Source organism: Streptomyces sp. NBC_00083 (genome assembly GCF_026343295.1).
Lineage (GTDB): Bacteria > Actinomycetota > Actinomycetes > Streptomycetales > Streptomycetaceae > Streptomyces.
Genome location: NZ_JAPELY010000001.1, coordinates 2,261,914 through 2,283,236, shown reverse-complemented (window position 1 = coordinate 2,283,236; position 21,323 = coordinate 2,261,914). Strand labels below are relative to the sequence as shown.

The following is a 21,323-nucleotide window of genomic DNA, read 5'->3' as shown; positions in this document are numbered from 1 at the left end:
GGGCCGTCACCCAGGGCTTTTCGCTCACCCTCGGTCACCACCAATGCCCCCTCCGCGCCCCCTACGGCAGGAGGCCCCCTCGCAGGTACGATGCCCTCGGTGCGGTCAACTCCCGTCAATTCCCTTGGGCGAATTGGCGGTTCAGCACGGGGCACGGTGTGGGGGACGTGATGGACTTCGGCACTACGGGCGCGCACGCCCCGGCCGATCTCGCCTGGCTGCGCGGGGTGGACGCGTACACGATGGGCGCGTATCCGCAGGCCGAGGAGGAGTTCCGCACGGCCGTGCGGCTCGACCCCTCGATGGCGGACGGCTGGCTCGGGCTGCACGCGCTGCGGGTGGACACCACCACCGCGCTGCTGCGCATGTATCGCCACCGCGAACGTTTCGGCGAGCAGCGGGCGAGTCATCGCAGGACCCTCAACTCCTGGTACTGGCTCGGCTGGTGGGTGCAGCCGGTCCTGGAGAGTCCGCGCGATCTGCTGCTCGCGCACGCCTCGCACTGGCTCGACGGACGCCATGTGCCCGAGCTGGACCGGGCGTTGGCGGGTCTGCCGCCCGTCGACGCCGATCCTCAGGTCCGTTTCCTGCACGCCTGCCGCGCCTACCTGGTCAAGGACTGGGAGCAACTGGTGCGCCACACCGAGCCGTTGGTGGACGATCCGCTGCTCGGCATCGAGGCCGGCCTGTTCGGCGGGATGGCGCGGGTCCGCCTCGACATGTTCGGCCAGGCGGAGCCTCTGCTCTCGGCCGCCCTGATGCGCTGCCGCAGCGAACAGCCCCAGCGCAAGGAGCTGCGCTACTGGCTGGCCCGCGCCCACGAGGGCACCGGGCGCTCGGCCGCCGCCCTGCCGCTGTACCGGGCGGTGCACCGCGTCGATCCCGCGTTCATGGACACCGCGGCCCGTCTCACCGCCATCACCGAGAACGACGGGTTCGACGGCTCCGACGATCCCCCCGATCTGGCCGCGGTCGCCCTGTCCGGCTTCGGGGACACCGTGGAGGCGGAGGCCGAGACCGTCCCCGGGTTCGAGCAGCCCGACGGCCGCGAGCTGAGGCTCATCGGGGAGCCCCCGGCACCGCTCGCCGGTCCAGCCGGCCCGGGGCGCGACGGCGTACGGGACAAGCCGGGCGGGCCGGCTCAGCCCGGCGCCCCACGGTTCCCGGCGGGGCCCACCGACTCGGTGCTGCTCGCCGAGGCGCTGGCCGAGCTGGAGCGGATGGTCGGCCTCGAACCGGTCAAGCGTCAGGTCAAGGCGCTCTCCGCACAGCTCAACATGGCTCGGCTCAGAGCCAGTCAGGGATTACCCGTCCAGCCGCCGAAACGTCACTTTGTCTTCTCGGGCCCCTCGGGCACCGGCAAGACCACCGTGGCCCGCATCCTGGGCCGGGTCTTCTACGCGCTCGGGCTGCTCGGCGGCGACCATCTGGTGGAGGCCCAACGAGCCGACCTGGTCGGCGAGTTCCTCGGCCAGACCGCCGTCAAGGCCAACGAGCTGATCGACTCGGCGCTGGGCGGCGTGCTCTTCGTCGACGAGGCGTACTCGCTCTCCAACTCCGGCTACAGCAAGGGCGACGCGTACGGCGACGAGGCGCTCCAGGTGCTCCTCAAACGGGCCGAGGACAACCGCGATCACCTGGTGGTGATCCTCGCCGGATACCCCGAGGGCATGGACCGGCTGCTCGCCACCAACCCGGGCCTGTCCTCCCGCTTCACCACCCGCGTCGACTTCCCCTCCTACCGCCCCCTGGAGCTGACCTCGATCGGCGAGGTGCTCGCCGCCGAGAACGGCGACGCGTGGGACGAGGAGGCCCTCGACGAGCTGCGCTCGATCAGCGGCCACGTCGTCGACCAGGGCTGGATCGACGAGCTGGGCAACGGCCGCTTCCTGCGCACCCTGTACGAGAAGAGCTGCGCCTACCGGGACCTGAGGCTGTCGCTGTATCCGACGACGCCGACCCGGGACGACCTCTCCACGCTGCGGCTGCCCGATCTGATGCAGGCCTACGGCGAGGTCCTGTCGGGTCGCGGCCCCGCCCGCCGCGACCCTCAGGAACCGCTCTAGCTAGCCGGCCAGGGCCTGCTGTGCCTGTTCGCCGCGGGGCTCGGCGAGCCGCGTCAGCGGGGTGGGCTCCTCGCGGTGCGCGGGGTCGCGGACCTCGCCCACCAGCATCTCCAGCATGTCCTCCAGGGCGACGAGGCCGAGCACCCGGCCGGATCCGTCGGTGACCTGGGCGAGGTGGGTGGCGGCGCGGCGCATCACGGTGAGCGCGTCGTCCAGGGGCAGTTCGGCCCGCAGGGTGGCGAGCGGGCGCCACAGCTGCTGCGGCACGGCGCGCTCCCGTTCCTCCACGTCGAGTACGTCCTTGACGTGCAGGAAGCCCATGAAGGCGCCTCCCTCGGCGCACACCGGGAAGCGGGAGAACCCGGTGCGCACCGTGAGCTCCTCCAGCTCCCGCGGGGTGACCGCGCAGCCCACCGTGACCAGGGACGCCCGGTCGAGCAGGACCTCGGTCACCGGGCGGCTGCCGAGCTCCAGGGCGTCCTCCAGGCGCTCCTGCGCCTCGGGCTCCAGGAGCCCGGCCTGGCCGGAGTCCTCGACGAGACGGCCGAGCTGGACGCTGGTGAAGACGGCCTCCACCTCGTCCTTGGGCTCGACCCGGAAGAGCTTGAGGATCAGGCGCGCACAGGCGCCGAGCGCGATCGTCACCGGCTTGCAGACCCGTGCGAAGGCGACCAGCCCCGGGCTGAACCACAGCGCGGTCCGCTCCGGCGCCGCCATGGCCAGGTTCTTCGGGACCATCTCACCGATGACGAGGTGCAGCGAGACCACCAGCGCCAGCGCGATGACGTAGCCGAGCGGGTGGACGAGGCCCTCGGGGAGCCCGGCCGCGTGGAAGAGGGGTTCCAGGAGCCGGGCCACGGTCGGCTCGGCGACCGCGCCGAGCGTCAACGAGCAGATGGTGATGCCGAATTGGGCGGCGGCCATCATCTGCGGCAGGTTCTCCAGGCCGTGCAGCACCTGGCGGGCGCGCGCGGAGGAGGCGGCCAGCGGTTCGATCTGGCTGCGGCGCACGGAGACCAGTGCGAACTCGGCGCCGACGAAGAACCCGTTGGCGAGCACGAGCAGCAGCGCGAACAGGAGTTGGAGCACGCTCATCGGGTGGCCTCCGCCAGGGGTGCGTCGGCGGCACGCACGAAGCGGACCCGCTCCGCGCGGTACCGCTCGACCTGACGGACCTGGATCCGCCAGCCGGGCAGCTCCACCCGGTCGCCGGGGACCGGGATGCGGCCGAGCAGGTCGGCGACGAGCCCGGCGACGGTCTCGTAGGGCCCCTCGGGGGCTTCGAGACCTATCCGGCCCAGGTGCAGGACCCGGCAGCTGCCGTCGGCCTCCCAGGCGGGCCTGCCGTCCTCGGGCGCCACCGCGGCGAGCTCGGGCCGGCCGGCGTCCACGCCGTCGTGCTCGTCGCGCACCTCGCCGACCAGCTCCTCGACGATGTCCTCCAGGGTCACGACGCCGGCCGTGCCCCCGTACTCGTCGACGACGACGGCGATCGGCTGCTCGCTGCGCAGCCGCCCCAGGAGGTGCTGCACGGGCAGCGTCTGGGGGACGAGCAGCGGCGGCACGGCGATCAGGCCCACCGCGGTGCGCAGCCGCTCCTCGGGGCGTACCGCGAGGGCGTCCTTGAGGTGGACCATGCCGACGACCTCGTCGATCCGCTCCCGGTAGACGGGGAAGCGGGAGAGGCCGGTGGCGCGGGTCAGGTTGAGCACGTCGGCGGCGGTCGCCGTGGTCTGCAGGGCGCTGACCTTGACGCGGGGGGTCATCACGTTCTCCGCGGTGAGGTGGCCGAGCGAGAGGGTCCGTACGAAGAGGTCCGCGGTGTCCTGTTCCAGGGCGCCGGCCTGGGCGGAGTGCTTCACCAGGGAGACCAGTTCGCCGGGGGTGCGGGCGGAGGCCAGCTCGTCGGCGGGCTCCACACCGAGCGCCCGCACCAAGCGGTTGGCGACGGTGTTGAGCAGCGCGATGACCGGCCGGAACAGCCGCGAGAAGCGGTCCTGGGGGCCGGCCACGAAGCGGGCCACCTGGAGCGGCTTGGAGACCGCCCAGTTCTTCGGTACGAGTTCGCCGATCACCATTTGCACGGCGGCGGCGAGCAGCATGCCGAGCACGACGCTGATGCCGGACGCGGCGCCGTGCGGCAGGCCGGTGGCGGCGATCGGCCCGTCGAGCAGGTCGGCGAGCGCGGGCTCGGCGAGCATGCCGACGACGAGCGAGGTGATGGTGATGCCGAGCTGGGTCCCCGACAGCTGGAAGGACAGCTCGCGCAGGGCGCGCACCACGGTGCGGGCCCGGCGGTCGCCCTCGGCCGCGGCGCGCTCGGCGTCCGGCCGGTCGACGGTGACCAGGCCGAATTCGGCGGCCACGAAGAAGCCGTTGGCGAGGATGAGAAGGAATGCCGCGCAGAGCAGCACGAGTGAGATGGTCATGCCGCCGCCTCCTGGGAGGGGGCGGCGCAGGTACTACCGGACGATCCGTCCATTGCTGGAGGGAGTCACTCCTCGGGTCGCAGGTGGCCCCGCGGCCGGTGGTGCAGGCGCGTGTGCGGGGCGGGGCGCGCTCGGCGCCGCCGACATCAGGGTAATCAAGATGGTGCCGGGTGGGGCAGGGGGCTCAGCCGTTGTCGTGAGCCGTGCCGGGTGAATCGGTCCGCGTGCCGTGGATTTCCGCGAGGGAGCGCAGTGCCTTGGCGTCGCGGATGGCCCGCGCTCTGCCGCTGGCCGGCTGGATGCCGAGGGCGGGCAGGCTGGTGCCGTCGGAGAGGTCGAGGAAGACCCAGGGGTCGCCCTGGCGGAGGTTGACCCGCAGGATCTCCGCCCAGGCGAGGCGGCGCCTGCCGGTGAGGTTGACCACGGTGACCCCGTGGTCGTCGGCGACGACCTTGGGGCGGCTGAGCAGGACGAGCACCGCGGCGAACAGGGCGGCCATCAGGATGAAGCTGCCCCGCTCGCCCCCGCTGAGGGTCTCCAGGAGCAGCGACATCACCGTCATGGCGACGAACATGGCGGCCGCGCTGATCAGGAGGACCGCACGGGTGGCGGTCGGCCTGAACGTGACCGGCAGGCCGGGCGGTCGGGGTGCGGGGGCGGACACGGTGTCGTTCGCTTTCGTTGCTGTCGGGGCTGTCGGGGCTGTCGTCGTCGCCGGCGGGGTCAGAGGCGGCAGGCGTGGATGGCCGTGGTGAGGATGGCGCGGGCGCCCAGCTCGTACAGGTCGTCCATGACCCGCTGGGAGTCATTGGCGGGGACCATCGAGCGGACGGCGACCCAGCCCTCGTTGTGCAGCGGGGAGATCGTCGGCGATTCGAGACCGGGGGTGAGCGCGACGGCCCGCTCCAGGTGCTCGGCGCGGCAGTCGTAGTCCATCATCACGTAGCTGCGGGCGACCAGGACGCCCTGGAGGCGGCGCAGGAACTGCTCGACCTTCAGCTGCGCGGCGCCGTCGGTCGCCGTGACGGTGCCGCGGATGACGGCCGCTTCGGACTTCATGATCGGCTCGCCGAAGACTTCGAGGCCCGCGTTGCGCAGCGAGGTCCCGGTCTCCACGACGTCCGCGATGGCCTCGGCGACGCCGAGCTCGATCGCGGTCTCCACGGCGCCGTCCAGGTGCACCACGGAGGCCTTCACGCCGGCCTCGGCGAGGTGCTTGCCGACGATGCCCTCGTAGGAGGTGGCGATCGTCTTGCCCGCCAGGTCCTGGACGGAGGTGACGGTGCCGGGCTTCGCGGCGAAGCGGAAGGTGGAGCGGGCGAAGCCGAGCGGCAGGATGACCTCGGCGTCGGCGCCGGAGTCGATCAGCAGGTCCTCGCCGGTGATGCCGATGTCCAGCTTGCCCGCGGACACGTAGATCGCGATGTCCTTGGGCCGCAGGTAGAAGAACTCGACCTCGTTGACGGGGTCGACGGTGACGAGTTCCTTCGACTCCTTGCGCATCCGGTAGCCGGCCTCATGGAGCATCGCCGACGCAGGCCCGGAGAGTGAACCCTTGTTGGGGACGGCGATGCGCAGCATGAGGTCAGCTTCCTTTGTGGACGAAGTGGTGCCGGTGGGTGCGCGGCGGTGGGCCGGGCGCAGGGTGTGCTCAGAGGTGGGCGTAGACGTCGTCGAGGGAGATCCCGCGCGCGACCATCATCACCTGGACGTGGTACAGCAGCTGCGAGATCTCCTCGGCGGCGGCTTCCTTGCCCTCGTACTCGGCGGCCATCCAGACTTCGGCGGCCTCCTCGACGACCTTCTTGCCGATGGCATGCACGCCCTTGCCCACCAGCTCGGCGGTGCGGGAGGTGGAGGGGTCGCCGTTGGCGGCCTTGAGCTGGAGCTCGGTGAAGAGCTCTTCGAAGCTCTTGGAGGGTTTGTTCGCCATGATGCTTCTTAGGGTAAGGGGTGGTTTCCGGTCGCTCAGCGCCAGGGTTCGCTGACCGTGCGCAGCGTGGCCGCGGTGGCGACGGCGGCGGTGACCGCTTCGTGCCCCTTGTCCTCGTTCGACCCTTCGAGGCCGGCCCGGTCCAGGGCCTGCTCCTCGGTGTCGCAGGTCAGTACGCCGAACCCGACGGGTACGCCGGTGTCCACGGTGACCTGGGTGAGGCCGTTGGTGACACCCTGGCACACGTACTCGAAGTGCGGGGTGCCGCCCCTGATGACGACACCGAGCGCGACGACGGCATCGTAGCCGCGGCCCGCGAGGACCTTCGCCACGACCGGCAGTTCGAAGCTGCCGGGCACGCGCAGCAGTGTCGGCTCGTCGATGCCGAGCTCGTGCAGGGCGCGCAGGGCGCCGTCGACGAGTCCGTCCATCACCTTCTCGTGCCACTGTGCCGCGACGACGGCGACACGGAGGTCTCCGCAGTTGCGTACGGACAGTTCGGGTGCGCCCTTGCCACTCACGTGCTCTCCTTCAGGTCTTTCCGGTGTGCTGACTGACGTGGTTACGGGGTCACTGGTTGCCGCAGGCCGACATCGGCGCCGGGGCGCCGTCCAGCCACGGCAGGTCGTGCCCCATGCGGTCCCGCTTGGTCTTCAGGTACCGCAGGTTGTGCTCGCCCGCCTGGACGGGCATCGGCTCCCGGCCCGACACGGTCAGGCCGTGCCGCACCAGGGCGGTGATCTTGTCGGGGTTGTTGGTCATGAGCCGCAGGCTGTGCACGCCGAGGTCGGCGAGGATCTGGGCGCCGGCGGCGTAGTCGCGGGCGTCGGCGGGCAGGCCGAGCTCCAGGTTGGCGTCGAGGGTGTCGCGGCCGCGCTCCTGGAGTTCGTAGGCCCGGAGCTTGGACAGCAGGCCGATGCCGCGGCCCTCGTGGCCGCGCAGGTAGACCACGATGCCGCGGCCGGCCTCGGTGATGCGTTCCATGGAGGCCTGCAGCTGCGGGCCGCAGTCGCAGCGCAGCGAGTGGAAGATGTCGCCGGTCAGGCATTCGGAGTGGACGCGCACCAGGACGTCCTCGCCGTCGCCGATGTCGCCGTGGACCAGGGCCACGTGCTCGACGCCGTCGACGGTGGAGCGGTAGCCGTACGCGGTGAACTCGCCCGTGGCGGTGGGCAGATGGACCTCGGCCTCGCGGCGCACGGTGGGCTCGGCGGAGCGGCGGTAGGCGATCAGGTCCTCGATGGAGATGATCGTCAGGCCGTGCTTGCGGGCGAACGGCACGAGTTCGGGCAGGCGCAGCATGACGCCGTCCTCGCCCGCGATCTCGACGATGGCGCCGGCCGGGGCGAGCCCCGCGAGCCGGGCGAGGTCGACGGCGGCCTCGGTGTGGCCGTTGCGCACCAGGACGCCGCCGGGCTTGGCGCGCAGCGGGAAGATGTGGCCGGGGCGGACGAAGTCGCCGGTGGCGGAGCGGCCGTCGGCGAGCAGGCGCAGCGTGGTGGCGCGGTCGGCGGCGGAGATGCCGGTGCTGACGCCGTGGGCGGCGGTCGCGTCGACGGAGACGGTGAAGGCGGTCTTCATCGACTCGGTGTTGTGCTCGACCATCTGGGGCAGTTCGAGCCGGTCGAGGTCCTCGCCCTCCATGGGCGCGCAGATCAGACCGCGGCACTCGCTCATCATGAACGCGACGATCTCGGGGGTGGCCTTCTCGGCGGCGATGACGAGGTCGCCCTCGTTCTCGCGGTCCTCGTCGTCGACGACGACCACGGGCCGGCCCGCCGCGATGTCGCGGACGGCCTGCTCGACGGGGTCGAGGGAGAGGTCCTCGCGGTTGTCGGTGGAGTACCAGGTGGGTGCGTGCGTGGTCATGCCGTCGCTCCTTCCAGGACGGGCTTGACGCTCGTGCGCGAGCGCAGCCACCAGTCGCGCATGCCCCACAGGACGAGCGCGCCGTAAATGACGTAGACGAAGCCGGAGAAGGCGTAGCCGTTGGCGAAGTTGAGGGGGACGCCGACCAGGTCGACGAGGAGCCAGGCGAACCAGAACTCGACCATGCCGCGGGCCTGGGCGTACATGGCGACGATGGTGCCGACGAAGACGTAGGCGTCGGGCCACGGGTCCCACGACAGGGCGGGGTAGGCGGTGAACAGGCCGGCCACGGCGACCGTGCCGACGGCGGCGCCGCCGAGCAGGAAGGCCCGCTCGCGCCAGGTCGCGAACCGTACGGCGATGGAGCCGTCCTGCGCCTGCTGCTTGCCGCGGGTCCAGGCGAGCCAGCCGCCGGCCGCGACGACCATCACCACGACCTGCTTGCCGGCGCTGCCGGAGAGGTGTCCGGCGGCGAACGCCACGAACAGGATGAGGCCCGACACGAACTGGGCCGGCCAGGTCCATATGGAGCGGCGCCAGCCGAGCGCGAGGGCGATCAGGCCGATGGTGTTGCCGCTCATGTCCGACCACTTGATGTGCTGCCCGAAGAGGGTGAAGGCCTCGCCGTTCAGCCAGTTCACTGCGCTCACTTGTCGGTCCCCCCGTGGCTCGCGCCGAGCAGCCGCTCGACGTACTTGGCGATGACGTCGACCTCCAGGTTGACCGGGTCGCCGGGCTGCTTGATGCCGAGCGTGGTCAGCGCGAGGGTGGTCGGGATGAGGCTGATGGTGAAGTAGTCGGCGGCGGCCTCCACGACGGTGAGGCTGACGCCGTCCACGGTGATGGAGCCCTTCTCCACGACGTACTTGGAGAGTCCGCCGGGCAGGGCGATCTTGACGATCTCCCAGTTCTCCGAGGGGGTGCGGGCGAGGACCGTGCCGGTGCCGTCGACGTGGCCCTGCACGATGTGTCCGCCGAGGCGGCCCCCGACGGCCATGGGCCGCTCCAGGTTGACCCGGGAGCCGACCTGGAGGGCGCCGAGGCTGGAACGCTTCAGCGTCTCGTCCATCACGTCGGCGGTGAACTCGCCGTCGCCGAACTCCACGACCGTCAGACACACCCCGTTGACGGCGATGGAGTCGCCGTGTCCGGCGCCTTCGGTGACGAGGGGGCCGCGCAGACGGAAGCGGGAGGCGTCACCGAGGGTCTCGATGGCGGCGACCTCGCCCAGCTCTTCGACGATTCCGGTGAACACGTTCAGCGCTCCTTGGCGAGTGGGGTGGCGGTGATGCGCAGATCGGGACCGAGGCGCACGGCCTCGGTGATGGTGAGCCGCAACGCCTCGGTGATGGTGGGGATTCCCGCGTCGGCGAGCGCGGTGGGACCGGCGCCGAGCAGGGCGGGTGCGAGGTAGCCGACGACCTTGTCGACGGCGCCCGCGGCGACGAAGGCGCCGGCCAGGGTGGGCCCGCCTTCGAGGAGTACGGAGCGCACGCCCCGGGTGTGCAGGGCGGCGAGCAGAGCGGGGATGTCGAGGCCGGTGGCGGCGCGCGGGAGGCGCAGGACCGCGGCGTCGGGCAGGTGGGCCGCGTCGGCGTCGTCGGCGACCGCGATCAGGGTGGGCGCGGCGTCGTCGAGGATGCGGGCGCCGGGCTTGACGGCGGTGGCGTGGGTGTCGACGGCCAGGCGCAGCGGCTGCGTCGCTCCCTCGACGCCGCGCACGGCGAGGTGCGGGTCGTCGGTGCGGGCGGTGCCGGAGCCGACGATCACGGCGTCGCACTCGGCGCGCAGCCGGTGGACGTCGGCGCGGGCCTCGGCCGAGGTGATCCAGCGGCTGGTGCCGTCCGCGGCGGCGGTGCGCCCGTCGAGCGTGGCGGCGTACTTCCAGGTGACGTGCGGCCGGCCGAGGCGCACGGAGGTGAGCCAGGCGGTGTTGCCGGCTTCGGCCTCGTCGCCGAGCAGGCCGCCCTCCACCTGGATCCCGGCCGCGCGCAGGGTGTCGGCGCCGCCGGTGGCCTGCGGGTTCGGGTCGGCGACCGCGTACAGGACGCGGGCGACGCCGGCCGCGACGAGCGCCTGTGCGCAGGGGCCGGTGCGGCCGGTGTGGTTGCAGGGTTCCAGGGTGACGTAGGCGGTGCCGCCGCGGGCCTTGTCGCCCGCTGCGGCGAGGGCGTGGACCTCGGCGTGCGGGCCGCCGGCCCGCTGGTGGTGTCCCTCGCCCACGACCGTGCCCGAGGCGTCGGTGATGACGCATCCGACGACCGGGTTGGGGCTGGTGGAGCCGAGTCCGCGCGCCGCGAGCTCGACGGCTCGGCGCATGGCGTCTGCGTCGGCTGTGGGTGCCACCGGGTCCTCCTGCCTCTTCGGGCACGGACTCCGGGGCCTGTCGATGACGACAGAGAGCGGGACAAGGAACCGTCGACACAGCTCACGCCACGGCCGAAAGAGACCGGTGCCCTGGTGGACGACCGGTAACAGACGGCCGACGTGACCGAGGAACGGTCCGCCCGCCGCGCACTGCCTCCCATCCGGACTTTCACCGTCGGTCCAGGAATTTCACCTGGTCAACCGGCCGCTGGATGCGGACGGGTCGCGGACTATAACCGCCGGTTCGGAATTACACCGACCCCGGAGTGCGCTGCTGCTGGTACAGGGCCAGTGTGCCACGCCCGATCGGAGGCCATGCGAGTGAGTGGATGTGGCCTGGCTCACAGAATGGCCGGATTCGAGTGGCGCCCGGCCGGGAGTCCGGCGCGACACGAGCGATGGCATGTGCCTTTGGTCCATACCTATTGACGCACTGGTCTAGTCCTTTTAATCTCTGCGTCACCTCCGAGGAGAGGGCCCGCCGGTGTGCGCACGCCAGGGCCACGCACGACCACCGCCCTGTTCGTAGTGTTCCGCCCACCTCCCAGGAGGAACCCCCTCGTGTTCTCCCCCACCCGCAGACGGGCCGCGCTGCTCACGACCGCCACCGTGGTCGCGGGGCTGCTGTTCGGCTCGCTGTCCACCGGCGTCTCGCAGGCCGCCGTCGACAACGAGGCCTGTCGCCCCGACGGGCTCTACAAGACGCCGGGCGTCGACGTCCCGTACTGCTCCGTGTACGACACCGACGGCCGCGAGAAGATGGGCGCCGACCATCAGCGCCGCGTCATCGGCTACTTCACCGGCTGGCGCACCGGCCAGGACGGGACCCCCGCCTACCTCGCGTCCGACATTCCGTGGGACAAGGTAACCCACATCAACTACGCCTTCGCGCACGTCGGTTCGGACAACAAGATCTCCATCGGGAGCGACAGCGACAAGAACGCCGCGACCGGCATGACCTGGCCGGGCGTCGCCGGTGCCGAGATGGACCCCTCGCTCCCCTACAAGGGCCACTTCAACCTGCTCAACAAGTTCAAGAAGCAGCACCCGAACGTCAAGACCCTGATCTCCGTGGGCGGTTGGGCCGAGACCGGCGGCTACTTCGGTGACGACGGCAAGCGCGTGGACTCCGGCGGCTTCTACGCCATGGCCACCAACGCCGACGGCTCGGTCAACCAGGCCGGCGTCGACACCTTCGCCGACTCGGCGGTCGCCTTCATCAAGAAGTACGGCTTCAACGGCGTCGACATCGACTACGAGTACCCGACGACGATGAAGGACGCCGGCAACCCGCTCGACCTGACCATCTCCAACGCCCGCAGGGCCGGTCTCGTCAAGGGCTACGCGGCCCTGATGAAGTCGTTGCGCGAGAAGCTCGACCGCGCGGGGGCGGCCGACGGCAAGCACTATCTGCTGTCCGTGGCCGCGCCGTCCTCCGGGTATCTGCTGCGCGGCATGGAGACCTTCCAGGTCCAGCAGTACCTGGACTACGTCAACATCATGTCGTACGACCTGCACGGCGCCTGGAACCAGTACGTCGGTCCCAACGCCTCCCTCTTCGACGACGGCAAGGACGCGGAACTCGCGGCCGCCGGGGTCTACTCCACTTCGCAGTACGGCGGCATCGGATATCTCAACGCCGACTGGGCCTACCACTACTTCCGCGGCTCCATGCCGGCCGGGCGCATCAACATGGGCCTGCCGTACTACACCCGCGGCTTCGAGAACGTGCAGGGCGGCACCAACGGCCTGTGGGGCAAGGCGCCCTCGACCACCTGCCCGGCCGGTGCGGGCCTCACCACCTGTGGTGACGGCGCGGTCGGCATCGACAACCTCTGGCACGACCTGGATGCCAACGGCAAGGAGGCCCCGGCCGGCTCCAACCCGATGTGGCACGCCAAGAACCTGGAGAAGGGCATCGTCGGCGACTACGTCGGCAAGTACGGCCTCCCCGCCACCACCAAGCTGACCGGCACCTACGTGCGCAACTACGACTCCACGCTGGTGGCGCCCTGGCTGTGGAACGACCAGAAGAAGGTCTTCCTGTCCACCGAGGACGAGCAGTCGGTGGGAGCCAAGGCCGACTACGTCGTGGACAAGGGCATCGGCGGCACCATGGTCTGGGAGCTGGCCGGCGACTACGGGTGGAACGCGGCCAAGGGCCAGTACGAGCAGGGCTCGACCCTGACGAGCGAGATGTACGACAAGTTCAAGTCGGCCACCCCGTACGGCAACAAGCGCTCCACGATCGACCTGCCGAGCCAGGCGCTCAACATCGGCGTGGACTTCGGGCAGTTCCCGCTCGGCGACTCCAACTACCCCATCAGCCCCAAGGTGACGATCACCAACAACACCACCGCGGCCCTGCCCGGCGGCACGGAGTTCCAGTTCGACTACGGCACCTCGGCCCCGGCCAACGCCAAGGACCAGTCCGGCTTCGGCACGACGATCGTGCGCAGCGACCACACCGCGGCCAACAACATCGGCGGGCTCAAGGGCGACTACAACCGTGTCTCGCTGAAGCTGCCGGCCTGGCAGTCACTGGCTCCGGGCGCCTCGGTCACCCTCGACTTCGTCTACTACCTGCCGGTTTCCACCCCCTCGAACTGGACGGTGACCTTCGGTGGCAAGACCTACGCGCTGGCCGGCGACCACACCCGGGGTACGACCGTGACCGACCCGGGCGCCTCGACGCCCACGCCCACGCCGACACCTTCGGGCTCGGGAAGCCCCTCGCCGTCGCCCACGCCGTCGGGCGGCACCTGCTCGGCCGCGCCCTGGTCGGCGGGAGCGTCCTACGGGGGCGGCACGACCGTTTCGTACAAGTCGCACACCTGGAAGTCCAAGTGGTGGACGAAGGGCGAAGAACCGGGTACTACCGGTGACTGGGGGGTCTGGCAGGATCTCGGCGCCTGCTGATCCGACCCCCACCCAGACGCCCGGCGGCGGTCTCCCGGCCCTTGGCCGTCGCCGGGCTTTTTCTCCTGACGGCCCGTCAACCGACGTTCGCCATCAGGGCTTCGGGGCGAAGAGCTCGTCCTGGGCGGCGTCCCTCGCGGTCAGCAGGGCCCCGCCGAGGACCGCGCCGTCGCCCAGCTCGCTCGGTCTGACCTCCGTGACCAGCGGGGTCAGGGCCGCGAGCCGGCGCTGGACGCGGGCGGCGAGCAACTGACCGCCCGCATGGCCGAGTTCGCCGCCGAGCACGATGAGGCCGGGGTCGAGGACCGCGACCACGCTCGCCGCCCCGATCGCGATCCGCTCGGCCAGCGCGTCGAGGAAGGGCCCGTCGGCGGAGCGCAGGGCCTCCTCCGCGCCGAGGGTCCTGCCGTGCTGCGCGGCGAGCCGCGCCACGGCGCCCGTGTGCACCAGCTCGTGGAAGCCGCCGTCGCAGCTCGTCGCGGACGGCAGCCCGCTGGTGCCCGGCACGGGCAGGAATCCGATCTCGCCGGCGCCGCCGGACGCGCCCCTGCGCAGTTTCCCGTCCAGGACCAGGGATGCGCCGATCCCCTGGCCGAGCCAGAGCAGGGCGAAGGTGTCCTGTCCGCGCGCCGCACCGAGCCGCTGCTCGGCCACGGCCGCCAGATTGGTCTCGTTCTCGACGAGCACGGCGGCGGGGAGCCGCTCGGCGAGCACCCGGACGAGTTCGCGGTGCCAGGCGGGCAGCCCGGTGGTGTCGCGCAGCTCGCCGCCGACCGGGTCGATGAGTCCGGGGGCGCCGACCGCGACGCTGTGCAGCCGCTCCGCGCCGGCCTCCTTCGCGGTGCGCTCCAGGAGGGCCACCACCTGCTCGACGGCGGGCTCGGTCCTGATGCCCGGCTCGACCGGCAGCGTCGCCTCGGCGAGCGTGGCGCCCAGCAGATCGGCGACGACGAGCGCGACGCCGTCGGTGCGGACGTCCAGGGCCGCCAGATGGGCCCGGTCGGCGACGATCGCGTACAGCCGCGCGTTGGGGCCGCGCCGCTCGGCGCCCGACTCCCCGACGACGTGCACGAGCCCCGAGCCCTGGAGGCGTTCGACGAGGTCGGCGACGGTGGGCCGGGAGAGTCCGGTGAGGTTCTTCAGCTGGCCTGCCGTCAACGGTCCCTCGTCCTGCAGCAGACGCAGGGCGAGCCGGTCGTTGATGGCCCTGGCGGTGCTCGGGGATGCGGGCATGCCGGGAATCCTTCCAGATCGCCGGAGACGGATCGCCACCCGCCCTATTTATCAGGCAGGGTTCCTGATAGCTTACGCCCGGCGGACGGAGACCCGCCGCGGATGGGGAAGGGGAACCCGGTCGATGCCTACCGAACCGGCTCTGGATCAGCGGCAGTTGAGGCGGGCGAGGATCGCGGTCGCCGCGGTGTTCTGTGTGCACGGCGCGGTCACCGGCAACTTCGCCACCCGGGTCCCCTGGATCCAGGAGCACGCGGGGGTCTCCGCCGGCCAGCTCGGGCTCGCCCTCGCCTTCCCGGCGATCGGCTCGTCCCTGCTGATGCCGCTGTCCGGCGCGATCACCCACCGGTTCGGGGCGCGCAACGCGCTGCGCGGGCTGCTCGCCCTGTGGACGCTGGCGCTGGCGCTGCCCGCGCTCGCGCCGAACGTCTACACCCTGTGCGGCGTCCTGTTCGTGTACGGGGCGAGCGCCGGCATGTCGGACGTGGCGATGAACGCGCTCGGCGTGGAGACGGAGAACCGGCTCGGCCGGTCGATCATGTCCTCCCTGCACGGCATGTGGAGCGCGGGCGCCCTGGTCGGTTCGGCGGCCGGCACCTTCGCTGCGCACCTGGGAGCCGACGCGCGGCTGCACCACGCGGTCGCGGCGCTCGTCCTCACCCTGCTCGGCCTCGCCGCCTGCCAGGGCGTCCTCGACCTGCGCAGCGCGCCGGGCGACGTGGCGCCGCCCCGGTTCGCCCGGCCGCCCAGGTCGGCGCTGATCATCGGCCTGGTCGGGTTCTGCGCGGTGTTCGCCGAGGGGGCGAGCCTCGACTGGTCGGCGGTCTACCTGCGCGACGTGCTGGACACCTCGGCCGGCACCGCGGCCGCCTGCACCACCGCGTTCACGCTGACCATGACCGTGGCCCGGCTCGCGGGCGACAAGGGCGTGGACCGCTTCGGGGCGGTGCGCACGGTGCGCGGCGGCGGCGTCCTCGCCACCCTGGGCGGGGTGCTCGTGGTGACCGCGCCGGGCCCGGCGGTGGCGATCGCGGGGTTCGGCCTGATCGGCCTGGGCGTGGCGGTCGTGGTGCCGCTCGCGTTCGCCGCCGCCGGCCGCAGCGGGCCCAACCCCAGCCAGGCCATAGCGGGCGTCGCGACCATCACGTACACCTCGGGCCTGGTGGCGCCGTCCGCGATCGGCGGCATCGCCGATCTGACCTCCCTCGTGGTCTCGTTCGCTCTGGTGACGGTGCTCTCGCTCGGCCTGGTGGCCGGAGCGCGGGTGCTGCGGGCGGGCGCGCGTACGCCCGAGGCGGTGCGTGCGGAGCCGGTGCACCCGGCCTGACCGGCCCGCCACCGGATCCGCGCCCGCGGCGCCCGCCGCGCGGGCCGATGCGCAGGTCGACGTGCGCGCCCGCCGTGCGCGCCCGAGGCGCGGGCCCGAGGCGCGCAGGGGCCTCCGGTCCGGCCGCTCCGTTACGTGACCCCGGTGATCCGGCACTAATATCTGGCCTGATCTTTTCGATGCTTCTCGCATCACCGACCCCACGGATGAACTGGAGCGACCATGCGCCTCGGCGTGCGCTGGACCTTGCACGGCGACGGGCGGACCCCCGCTCCGGGAGCCGTCGTACGCCCCGACGAACGGCTCTCCTGGCCCCGCACGATCGGCCTCGGCGCCCAGCACGTGGTGGCGATGTTCGGCGCGTCCTTCGTCTCACCGATCCTCATGGGCCTCGACCCCAACCTCGCGATCATGATGTCCGGCATCGCGACGGTCATCTTCCTGCTCGCCACCAAGGGCCGGGTGCCCAGCTACCTCGGCTGCTCGCTCTCGTTCGTCGGGGTCGCCGCCGCGATCCGCGCCACCGGAGGGACCAGCGCCACCGTCACCGGCGCGGTCTTCGTGGTGGGCGTGGTGCTCTTCTTCGTGGGCCTCGCGGTGCAGCGGTTCGGCGCGCGGATCATCCACGCCGCGATGCCGCCCATCGTCACGGGCGCCGTCGTCATGCTGATCGGCTTCAACCTGGCGCCGGTCACCGCCTCCACCTACTGGCCCCAGGACCAGTGGACGGCCCTGCTGGTGATGGCCTTCACCGGCCTGGCCGTGGTGTGTCTGCGCGGTTTCTGGTCCCGGATCGCGATCTTCCTCGGCCTGCTCTTCGGGTACGGCATCTCCTGGCTGTTCGACCGGATCTTCGGGAAGATCCACTCCGTGCACGGCGGGGCGGCGGCCGTCGACCACTGGCGCCTCGACCTGTCGGGCGTCGGGAAGGCCGACTGGATCGGGCTTCCCACCTTCCACGCCCCGAGCTTCGAATGGTCCGCGATCCTCGTGGCGCTGCCCGTCGTGATCGCCCTGATCGCCGAGAACGCCGGCCATGTGAAGGCCGTCGGCGAGATGACCGGCACCAACCTCGACGACAAGCTGGGCACCGCCATCGCCGCCGACGGCGCGGGCTCCATGCTGTCGACCGCCGTGGGCGGCCCGCCGAACACGACCTACTCCGAGAACATCGGCGTCATGGCCGCCACCCGCGTCTACTCGACCGCCGCGTACTGGGCGGCCGCCGGCTTCGCGCTGCTCTTCGGCGTGTGCCCCAAGTTCGGCGCGGTCGTCGCGGCGATCCCGGGCGGCGTGCTCGGCGGCATCACCGTCATCCTGTACGGCATGATCGGGCTGCTCGGCGCGCAGATCTGGATCAACGCGAAGGTCGATCTGCGCAATCCGCTGAACCTCGTGCCGGCCGCGGCGGGCATCATCATCGGCATCGGCAACGTCACGCTGAAGTTCACCGACAACTTCCAGCTCAGCGGGATCGCGCTGGGCACGGTCGTCGTCATCACCGGCTATCACGTGCTGCGCGCGCTGGCCCCGGCCCACCTCAAGGAGCAGGAGCCGCTGCTGGATTCGGGCACCTCCTCCTACGAGAAGGGGCAGGAGGAGCAGGCCTAGGCGGCGTGCGCACATAGCCGCCCGGCGCGGCCGCGGCGCCCTCCACACCGGTCCGTTCATCCGATCCGGTCATGCCCCCTTCCGGCGGTGCTCGGCGCGGCGACGGGCTGGGACGCTGCCCCCATGACGCAGACCGAATGGACGCCCGCCGCACCCGTGGAGCACGCCCGCCGGTTCGGGGGGCCGCTCGATCCCGTGGTGCGGCGGATGCGGGCGCTGCGGGCGGACCTGCCGGCCCGGGACGGCATCGCGGTCTTCAACCGCGTCTATCTGACGGTGACGGAGGAGATCTCCCGGCTCATCGCGCACGGCGGCTTCACCGATCCGCACGCGGCGGCCACCCTGGACGCCCTGTTCGCCGGGCGCTATCTCGCGGCCGTGGAGGCGGCGGGCGCCGGCCGGCGCCCGCCGGACTGCTGGCGGCCCCTCTTTCAGTACCGCCGCCATCCCGGCGTACGTCCGCTCCAGTTCGCGCTCGCCGGGATCAACGCGCACATCGGGCACGACCTGACGCTGGCCCTGGTCGACAGCTGCCGGGCGCTCGACTGCGAACCCGCCTCCCTGGAGCGGGACTTCGACCGCGTGGGCGACGCCCTGACGCTCCTCGAAGAGCGGATCCGGGAGGAGCTCATGCCCGGTCCCGACCTGTTCCAGGTGGCCGACCCCATGACGCATCTGCTGGCGTCCTGGAGCCTCGACCGGGCACGGGACGCCTCGTGGTCGGCGGCGAAGGTCCTGTGGCAGCTGCGTGAACTCCCCTCCCTGGCCGAGGAGTTCACGGAGCGGCTCGACGCGGGGGTGGGCCTGGTGACCCGGTGCCTGCTGACCCCGCTGCCCGCCGCGCGCTGACCGTCCTCAGTCCTCGGGGAGCTCCACCGGAGCGATCGAGTCGTACAGGTCGCCCGGACCGGGGTTGGCCGCGTCGGTCGTCCCGCCGAAGTGGTGCATGACGCCCCACACCGCGTTGAGCGCGGTCTGCACGGCGCCCTCGGCCCATCCGGCCGTCCAGGAGATGTCGTCGCCCGCGAGGAAGATGCCCCGCTTGTCCTCCGGCAGGGCGTCCTGCATGAAATGCGTGAACAGGCGGCGCTGGTAGCGGTAGTGGCCGGGCAGGTTCGCCTTGAACGCGCCCATGAAGTACGGCTCGTTCTCCCAGGACACCGTGACCGGGTTGCCGATGATGTGCCGGCGGATGTCGACCTTCGGGTAGATCTCGCCGAGCGACTTGAGCATGACCTCCATGCGCTCGCTCGCCGACAGCGGCAGCCACTTGAGGCTGTCGTCGCACCAGGTGTAGGAGAGGCAGATGACGGCGGGCTTGTCCGGGCCGTTGTCGAGCAGGTAGGTGCCGCGCGTCATGCGGTCGGTGAGCGTCATCGACATGACGTCACGGCCGGTCTCCTCATCCTTGTCCAGCCAGAACGGCCGGTCGACGGGGACGAACAGCTTCGAGGACTCCATGTAGTGGGTGCGCTCGATCGCCGTCCAGTGGTCGATCGGGAAGAGCGAGTCGTCACAGGCGATCTTGGAGAGCAGCATCCAGGACTGCGCGGTGAAGATCGCCGCGCGGAAGGTGCGGATGTCGCCGTCGGCGTCCGTCACGGTGATCCGGTTGCCCGCGGTGCGGTGCAGCCGGGTCACGGCCGGCTTCGGCGCGCCCTCGTGGAGCGAGGCGAGCGAGGTCCCGGGCGCCCAGTGCACGAGCTTCGCGGGCTCCCGCTCCCACAGCCGCACGGGCAGCTGCTGGGAGCCGCCGACGATGCCGCGGTGGTGGTCGTCGGCCTCGGTGTAGACGACGCGCAGGATCTCCAGGATGGAGTTGGGGAAGTCGGTGTCCCAGCCGCCGGTGCCGAAGCCGACCTGGCCGAAGATCTCGCGGTGCCGGAAGGACTTGAAGGCCTCCGAGTCGCAGAGGAAGCCGTAGAAGGTCTGGTTGTCGAACTTCTCGACGAGCTTGGCCCAGATCTCACGGATGCGCGGGGTGTCGCGCTCCCGGATGGCCTGGTTCATGTCGGAGAAGTCGGCGCCCTCTTCGAGGCAGGCGTTCCACGCGTCCATGACCTCGCGGTACACGGCCGGCAGCTCGTCGACGGAGGTCGCGTAGTGGGACTCGCCCTTGAGGTCGACCACCGTGGAGGGGGTGTCCGGGGCGAGCGGGTTGGGGAACGGCTTGGTCTCCAGGCCCACCAGGTCGATGTAGTGCTGGAGCGCGGTGGAGCACGGGGGGAACCGCATGGCGCCCATCTCGGCGCTGAGCTCGGGGTCGCAGCCGGGGAAGCCGACGGTGCGCAGCCGGCCGCCGATCTGGTCGGCCTCGTACACGACGGGCTTGAGGCCCATCTTCATCAGCTCGTACGCGGCGACGATGCCGGAGAGGCCGCCGCCGATGACCGCGACCTCCGCGCCGTGCTCGGTCGCGGGTATCTGGCCGAGCCCGGCCGGGTGCGCGAGGAAGTCGTCGTACGCGTAGGGGAAGTCCGGCCCGAACATCGTGACGGGCGGCTGCTCGTCGATGTGCTGGACGGCGGTGGGCACCGTGGACGTCATGGGGTACGGACTCCTTGCACAGTACGGAAGTTGAGGGGGTGGGGGCGGCGGGGCCGGGCGGCCCGGGGCTCAGACCAGGGAGGCGTAGAGGCCGGGGCGGCGGTCGCGCAGATACGGGTTGTTCGCGCGCGAGGCGGCCAGGAACGCGGGGTCGACGTCGCCGACGACCAGCTCGGTACCGCGCCCGGCGCGGGCGCGGGCGGCGCCGTCGGGGCCGGCCAGGCAGCTCAGGCCGACGAATTCGAAGGCGCCCTCGGGGCCGGTGCGGTTGACGTACGCGACGTACAGCTGGTTCTCGAAGGCGCGGACCGGCACGAGGGACTCGGCGACGAACTGGAAGGGGTGCATCTGGGCCGTGGGCACGAGGAGGAGGTCGGTGCCGGCCAGCGCGTGGGCCCGTACGTTCTCGGGGAACTCCACGTCGTAGCAGATCATCATGCCGATGCGGAGGCCGTTCAGCTCGGCCTGGACGACGCATCGCTCGCCCGGGGTGAAGGCCGCCTGCTCGAAGTCGCCGAAGAGGTGGGTCTTGCGGTAGTTCGCGAGGCGGGTGCCGTCGGGGCCGATGAGCTGGGCGGCGTTGTAGACGGTGTCGCCGTCGCGCTCGGGGTAGCCGTAGACGACGGCCAGGCCGTGCCGTACGGCGATCGCGGCGATCGCCTCGGCGGAGGGTCCGTCGGCGGGCTCGGCGAGCTTCGCGATGTCGTCGCCGATGGCGTACCCGGTGAGGAACAGCTCGGGGCAGACGATCAGCCCGGCGCCGGTCGCGGCGGCCCGCCCGGCCGCGTCGTCCAGGACCGTCAGGTTCGCGGCGACGTCCGAGAGACTGCCGGAGCTCTGGAGCAGGGCGGTGCGCAACGCGGGCATGGGCGGTCCTCGGCGGGGGGTGCGGGGTGGGGTCATTAGACGGTACGTTCCGCTGATCGCGGGGGACAAGGCGGGAGCGTTGCGTGTCGGCGCGCGATTCGTTGCGCATGATCGCCCCAGAGCAGCGATTCATTGCGCCGACCCGCACCCGCGCA

At 71.6% G+C, this 21,323-nt stretch carries 18 protein-coding genes and 1 riboswitch; of the genes, 5 read left to right on the top strand and 13 right to left on the bottom strand.

The genetic code is table 11. The features are described from left to right. Positions 1-170 precede the first annotated feature (170 nt). A complete protein-coding gene (locus tag OOJ98_RS10085) occupies positions 171-2,066 on the top strand; it encodes an AAA family ATPase (protein ID WP_267054279.1) in 1,896 nt (631 codons plus the stop codon). Here OOJ98_RS10085 and OOJ98_RS10080 read toward each other — a convergent pair whose 3' ends face one another. The 10 genes from OOJ98_RS10080 to ribD all read right to left on the bottom strand — a co-directional run bounded on the left by OOJ98_RS10080 (position 2,067) and on the right by ribD (position 10,643). Next, positions 2,067-3,161 (bottom strand): hemolysin family protein, encoded by a 1,095-nt coding sequence (locus OOJ98_RS10080; protein ID WP_267054278.1) that lies wholly within the window; start codon positions 3,159-3,161, stop codon positions 2,067-2,069. Then, entirely contained in the window at positions 3,158-4,495 is a 1,338-nt protein-coding gene (locus OOJ98_RS10075) for a hemolysin family protein (RefSeq protein ID WP_267054277.1), read from the bottom strand. Before OOJ98_RS10075 ends, OOJ98_RS10080 begins: the two co-directional genes overlap by 4 nt. A gap of 184 nt (positions 4,496-4,679) precedes the next feature. Continuing rightward, a complete protein-coding gene (locus tag OOJ98_RS10070) occupies positions 4,680-5,159 on the bottom strand; it encodes a PH domain-containing protein (RefSeq protein WP_267054276.1) in 480 nt (159 codons plus the stop codon). 59 nt (positions 5,160-5,218) lie between these two features. After that, positions 5,219-6,076 carry an ATP phosphoribosyltransferase gene (hisG, locus tag OOJ98_RS10065; RefSeq protein WP_267054275.1) on the bottom strand — a complete coding sequence of 286 codons (858 nt, stop codon included), beginning with the start codon at positions 6,074-6,076 and terminating at the stop codon, positions 5,219-5,221. Positions 6,077-6,146: 70 nt separating this feature from the next. Beyond that, positions 6,147-6,428, bottom strand: coding sequence for a phosphoribosyl-ATP diphosphatase (locus OOJ98_RS10060; RefSeq protein ID WP_267054274.1), 282 nt, complete (start codon positions 6,426-6,428; stop codon positions 6,147-6,149). Positions 6,429-6,463: 35 nt separating this feature from the next. Beyond that, positions 6,464-6,949, bottom strand: coding sequence for a 6,7-dimethyl-8-ribityllumazine synthase (gene ribH, locus OOJ98_RS10055; protein WP_267054273.1), 486 nt, complete (start codon positions 6,947-6,949; stop codon positions 6,464-6,466). Between the two features lie 49 nt (positions 6,950-6,998). Then, on the bottom strand, positions 6,999-8,297 hold the full coding sequence (locus OOJ98_RS10050; RefSeq protein WP_267054272.1) for a bifunctional 3,4-dihydroxy-2-butanone-4-phosphate synthase/GTP cyclohydrolase II: 1,299 nt from the start codon (positions 8,295-8,297) through the stop codon (positions 6,999-7,001). Then, positions 8,294-8,938, bottom strand: coding sequence for a nicotinamide mononucleotide transporter family protein (locus OOJ98_RS10045; RefSeq protein ID WP_267055584.1), 645 nt, complete (start codon positions 8,936-8,938; stop codon positions 8,294-8,296). Before OOJ98_RS10045 ends, OOJ98_RS10050 begins: the two co-directional genes overlap by 4 nt. Before the next feature lie 5 nt (positions 8,939-8,943). After that, positions 8,944-9,552 (bottom strand): riboflavin synthase, encoded by a 609-nt coding sequence (locus OOJ98_RS10040; protein WP_267054271.1) that lies wholly within the window; start codon positions 9,550-9,552, stop codon positions 8,944-8,946. 2 nt (positions 9,553-9,554) lie between these two features. Next, positions 9,555-10,643: a bifunctional diaminohydroxyphosphoribosylaminopyrimidine deaminase/5-amino-6-(5-phosphoribosylamino)uracil reductase RibD gene (gene ribD / locus OOJ98_RS10035; protein ID WP_267054270.1), complete on the bottom strand. Its 1,089-nt coding sequence runs from the start codon at positions 10,641-10,643 to the stop codon at positions 9,555-9,557. Positions 10,644-10,807: 164 nt separating this feature from the next. Then, positions 10,808-10,938: riboswitch (FMN riboswitch) on the bottom strand. Between the two features lie 287 nt (positions 10,939-11,225). On the opposite strand from ribD, the gene OOJ98_RS10030 reads away from it, so the two are divergent. Further along, entirely contained in the window at positions 11,226-13,583 is a 2,358-nt protein-coding gene (locus OOJ98_RS10030; protein WP_267054269.1) for a chitinase C-terminal domain-containing protein, read from the top strand. 93 nt (positions 13,584-13,676) lie between these two features. Here the strand turns inward: OOJ98_RS10030 and OOJ98_RS10025 are convergent, their stop codons facing one another. After that, positions 13,677-14,816, bottom strand: a complete 1,140-nt coding sequence (locus OOJ98_RS10025; RefSeq protein WP_267054268.1) for an ROK family transcriptional regulator — start codon at positions 14,814-14,816, stop codon at positions 13,677-13,679. A gap of 124 nt (positions 14,817-14,940) precedes the next feature. On the opposite strand from OOJ98_RS10025, the gene OOJ98_RS10020 reads away from it, so the two are divergent. The 3 genes from OOJ98_RS10020 to OOJ98_RS10010 all read left to right on the top strand — a co-directional run bounded on the left by OOJ98_RS10020 (position 14,941) and on the right by OOJ98_RS10010 (position 18,603). Then, positions 14,941-16,143, top strand: a complete 1,203-nt coding sequence (locus OOJ98_RS10020; protein WP_267054267.1) for an MFS transporter — start codon at positions 14,941-14,943, stop codon at positions 16,141-16,143. 222 nt (positions 16,144-16,365) lie between these two features. After that, positions 16,366-17,754 carry a uracil-xanthine permease family protein gene (locus tag OOJ98_RS10015; RefSeq protein WP_267054266.1) on the top strand — a complete coding sequence of 463 codons (1,389 nt, stop codon included), beginning with the start codon at positions 16,366-16,368 and terminating at the stop codon, positions 17,752-17,754. A 123-nt stretch (positions 17,755-17,877) separates the two neighbouring features. Further along, positions 17,878-18,603, top strand: coding sequence for a DUF5995 family protein (locus OOJ98_RS10010; protein ID WP_267054265.1), 726 nt, complete (start codon positions 17,878-17,880; stop codon positions 18,601-18,603). 6 nt (positions 18,604-18,609) lie between these two features. Here the strand turns inward: OOJ98_RS10010 and OOJ98_RS10005 are convergent, their stop codons facing one another. Together OOJ98_RS10005 and OOJ98_RS10000 are read right to left on the bottom strand one after the other, a co-directional pair. Next, positions 18,610-20,301 carry an NAD(P)/FAD-dependent oxidoreductase gene (locus OOJ98_RS10005; RefSeq protein WP_267054264.1) on the bottom strand — a complete coding sequence of 564 codons (1,692 nt, stop codon included), beginning with the start codon at positions 20,299-20,301 and terminating at the stop codon, positions 18,610-18,612. Positions 20,302-20,370: 69 nt separating this feature from the next. Beyond that, positions 20,371-21,168, bottom strand: coding sequence for a carbon-nitrogen hydrolase family protein (locus tag OOJ98_RS10000; RefSeq protein ID WP_267054263.1), 798 nt, complete (start codon positions 21,166-21,168; stop codon positions 20,371-20,373). Positions 21,169-21,323: the final 155 nt, after the last annotated feature.

What these genes read in the sequence shown, in the direction of transcription:
- OOJ98_RS10025 (WP_267054268.1), bottom strand. Translation starts at nt 14,816, where the DNA reads ATGCCCGCATCCCCGAGCACCGCCAGGGCCATCAACGACCGGCTCGCC.
- OOJ98_RS10060 (WP_267054274.1), bottom strand. Translation starts at nt 6,428, where the DNA reads ATGGCGAACAAACCCTCCAAGAGCTTCGAAGAGCTCTTCACCGAGCTC.
- OOJ98_RS10000 (WP_267054263.1), bottom strand. Translation starts at nt 21,168, where the DNA reads ATGCCCGCGTTGCGCACCGCCCTGCTCCAGAGCTCCGGCAGTCTCTCG.
- OOJ98_RS10050 (WP_267054272.1), bottom strand. Translation starts at nt 8,297, where the DNA reads ATGACCACGCACGCACCCACCTGGTACTCCACCGACAACCGCGAGGAC.
- OOJ98_RS10005 (WP_267054264.1), bottom strand. Translation starts at nt 20,301, where the DNA reads ATGACGTCCACGGTGCCCACCGCCGTCCAGCACATCGACGAGCAGCCG.
- OOJ98_RS10080 (WP_267054278.1), bottom strand. Translation starts at nt 3,161, where the DNA reads ATGAGCGTGCTCCAACTCCTGTTCGCGCTGCTGCTCGTGCTCGCCAAC.
- OOJ98_RS10085 (WP_267054279.1), top strand. Translation starts at nt 171, where the DNA reads ATGGACTTCGGCACTACGGGCGCGCACGCCCCGGCCGATCTCGCCTGG.
- OOJ98_RS10015 (WP_267054266.1), top strand. Translation starts at nt 16,366, where the DNA reads ATGCGCCTCGGCGTGCGCTGGACCTTGCACGGCGACGGGCGGACCCCC.
- OOJ98_RS10020 (WP_267054267.1), top strand. Translation starts at nt 14,941, where the DNA reads ATGCCTACCGAACCGGCTCTGGATCAGCGGCAGTTGAGGCGGGCGAGG.
- OOJ98_RS10010 (WP_267054265.1), top strand. Translation starts at nt 17,878, where the DNA reads ATGACGCAGACCGAATGGACGCCCGCCGCACCCGTGGAGCACGCCCGC.
- OOJ98_RS10075 (WP_267054277.1), bottom strand. Translation starts at nt 4,495, where the DNA reads ATGACCATCTCACTCGTGCTGCTCTGCGCGGCATTCCTTCTCATCCTC.
- hisG (WP_267054275.1), bottom strand. Translation starts at nt 6,076, where the DNA reads ATGCTGCGCATCGCCGTCCCCAACAAGGGTTCACTCTCCGGGCCTGCG.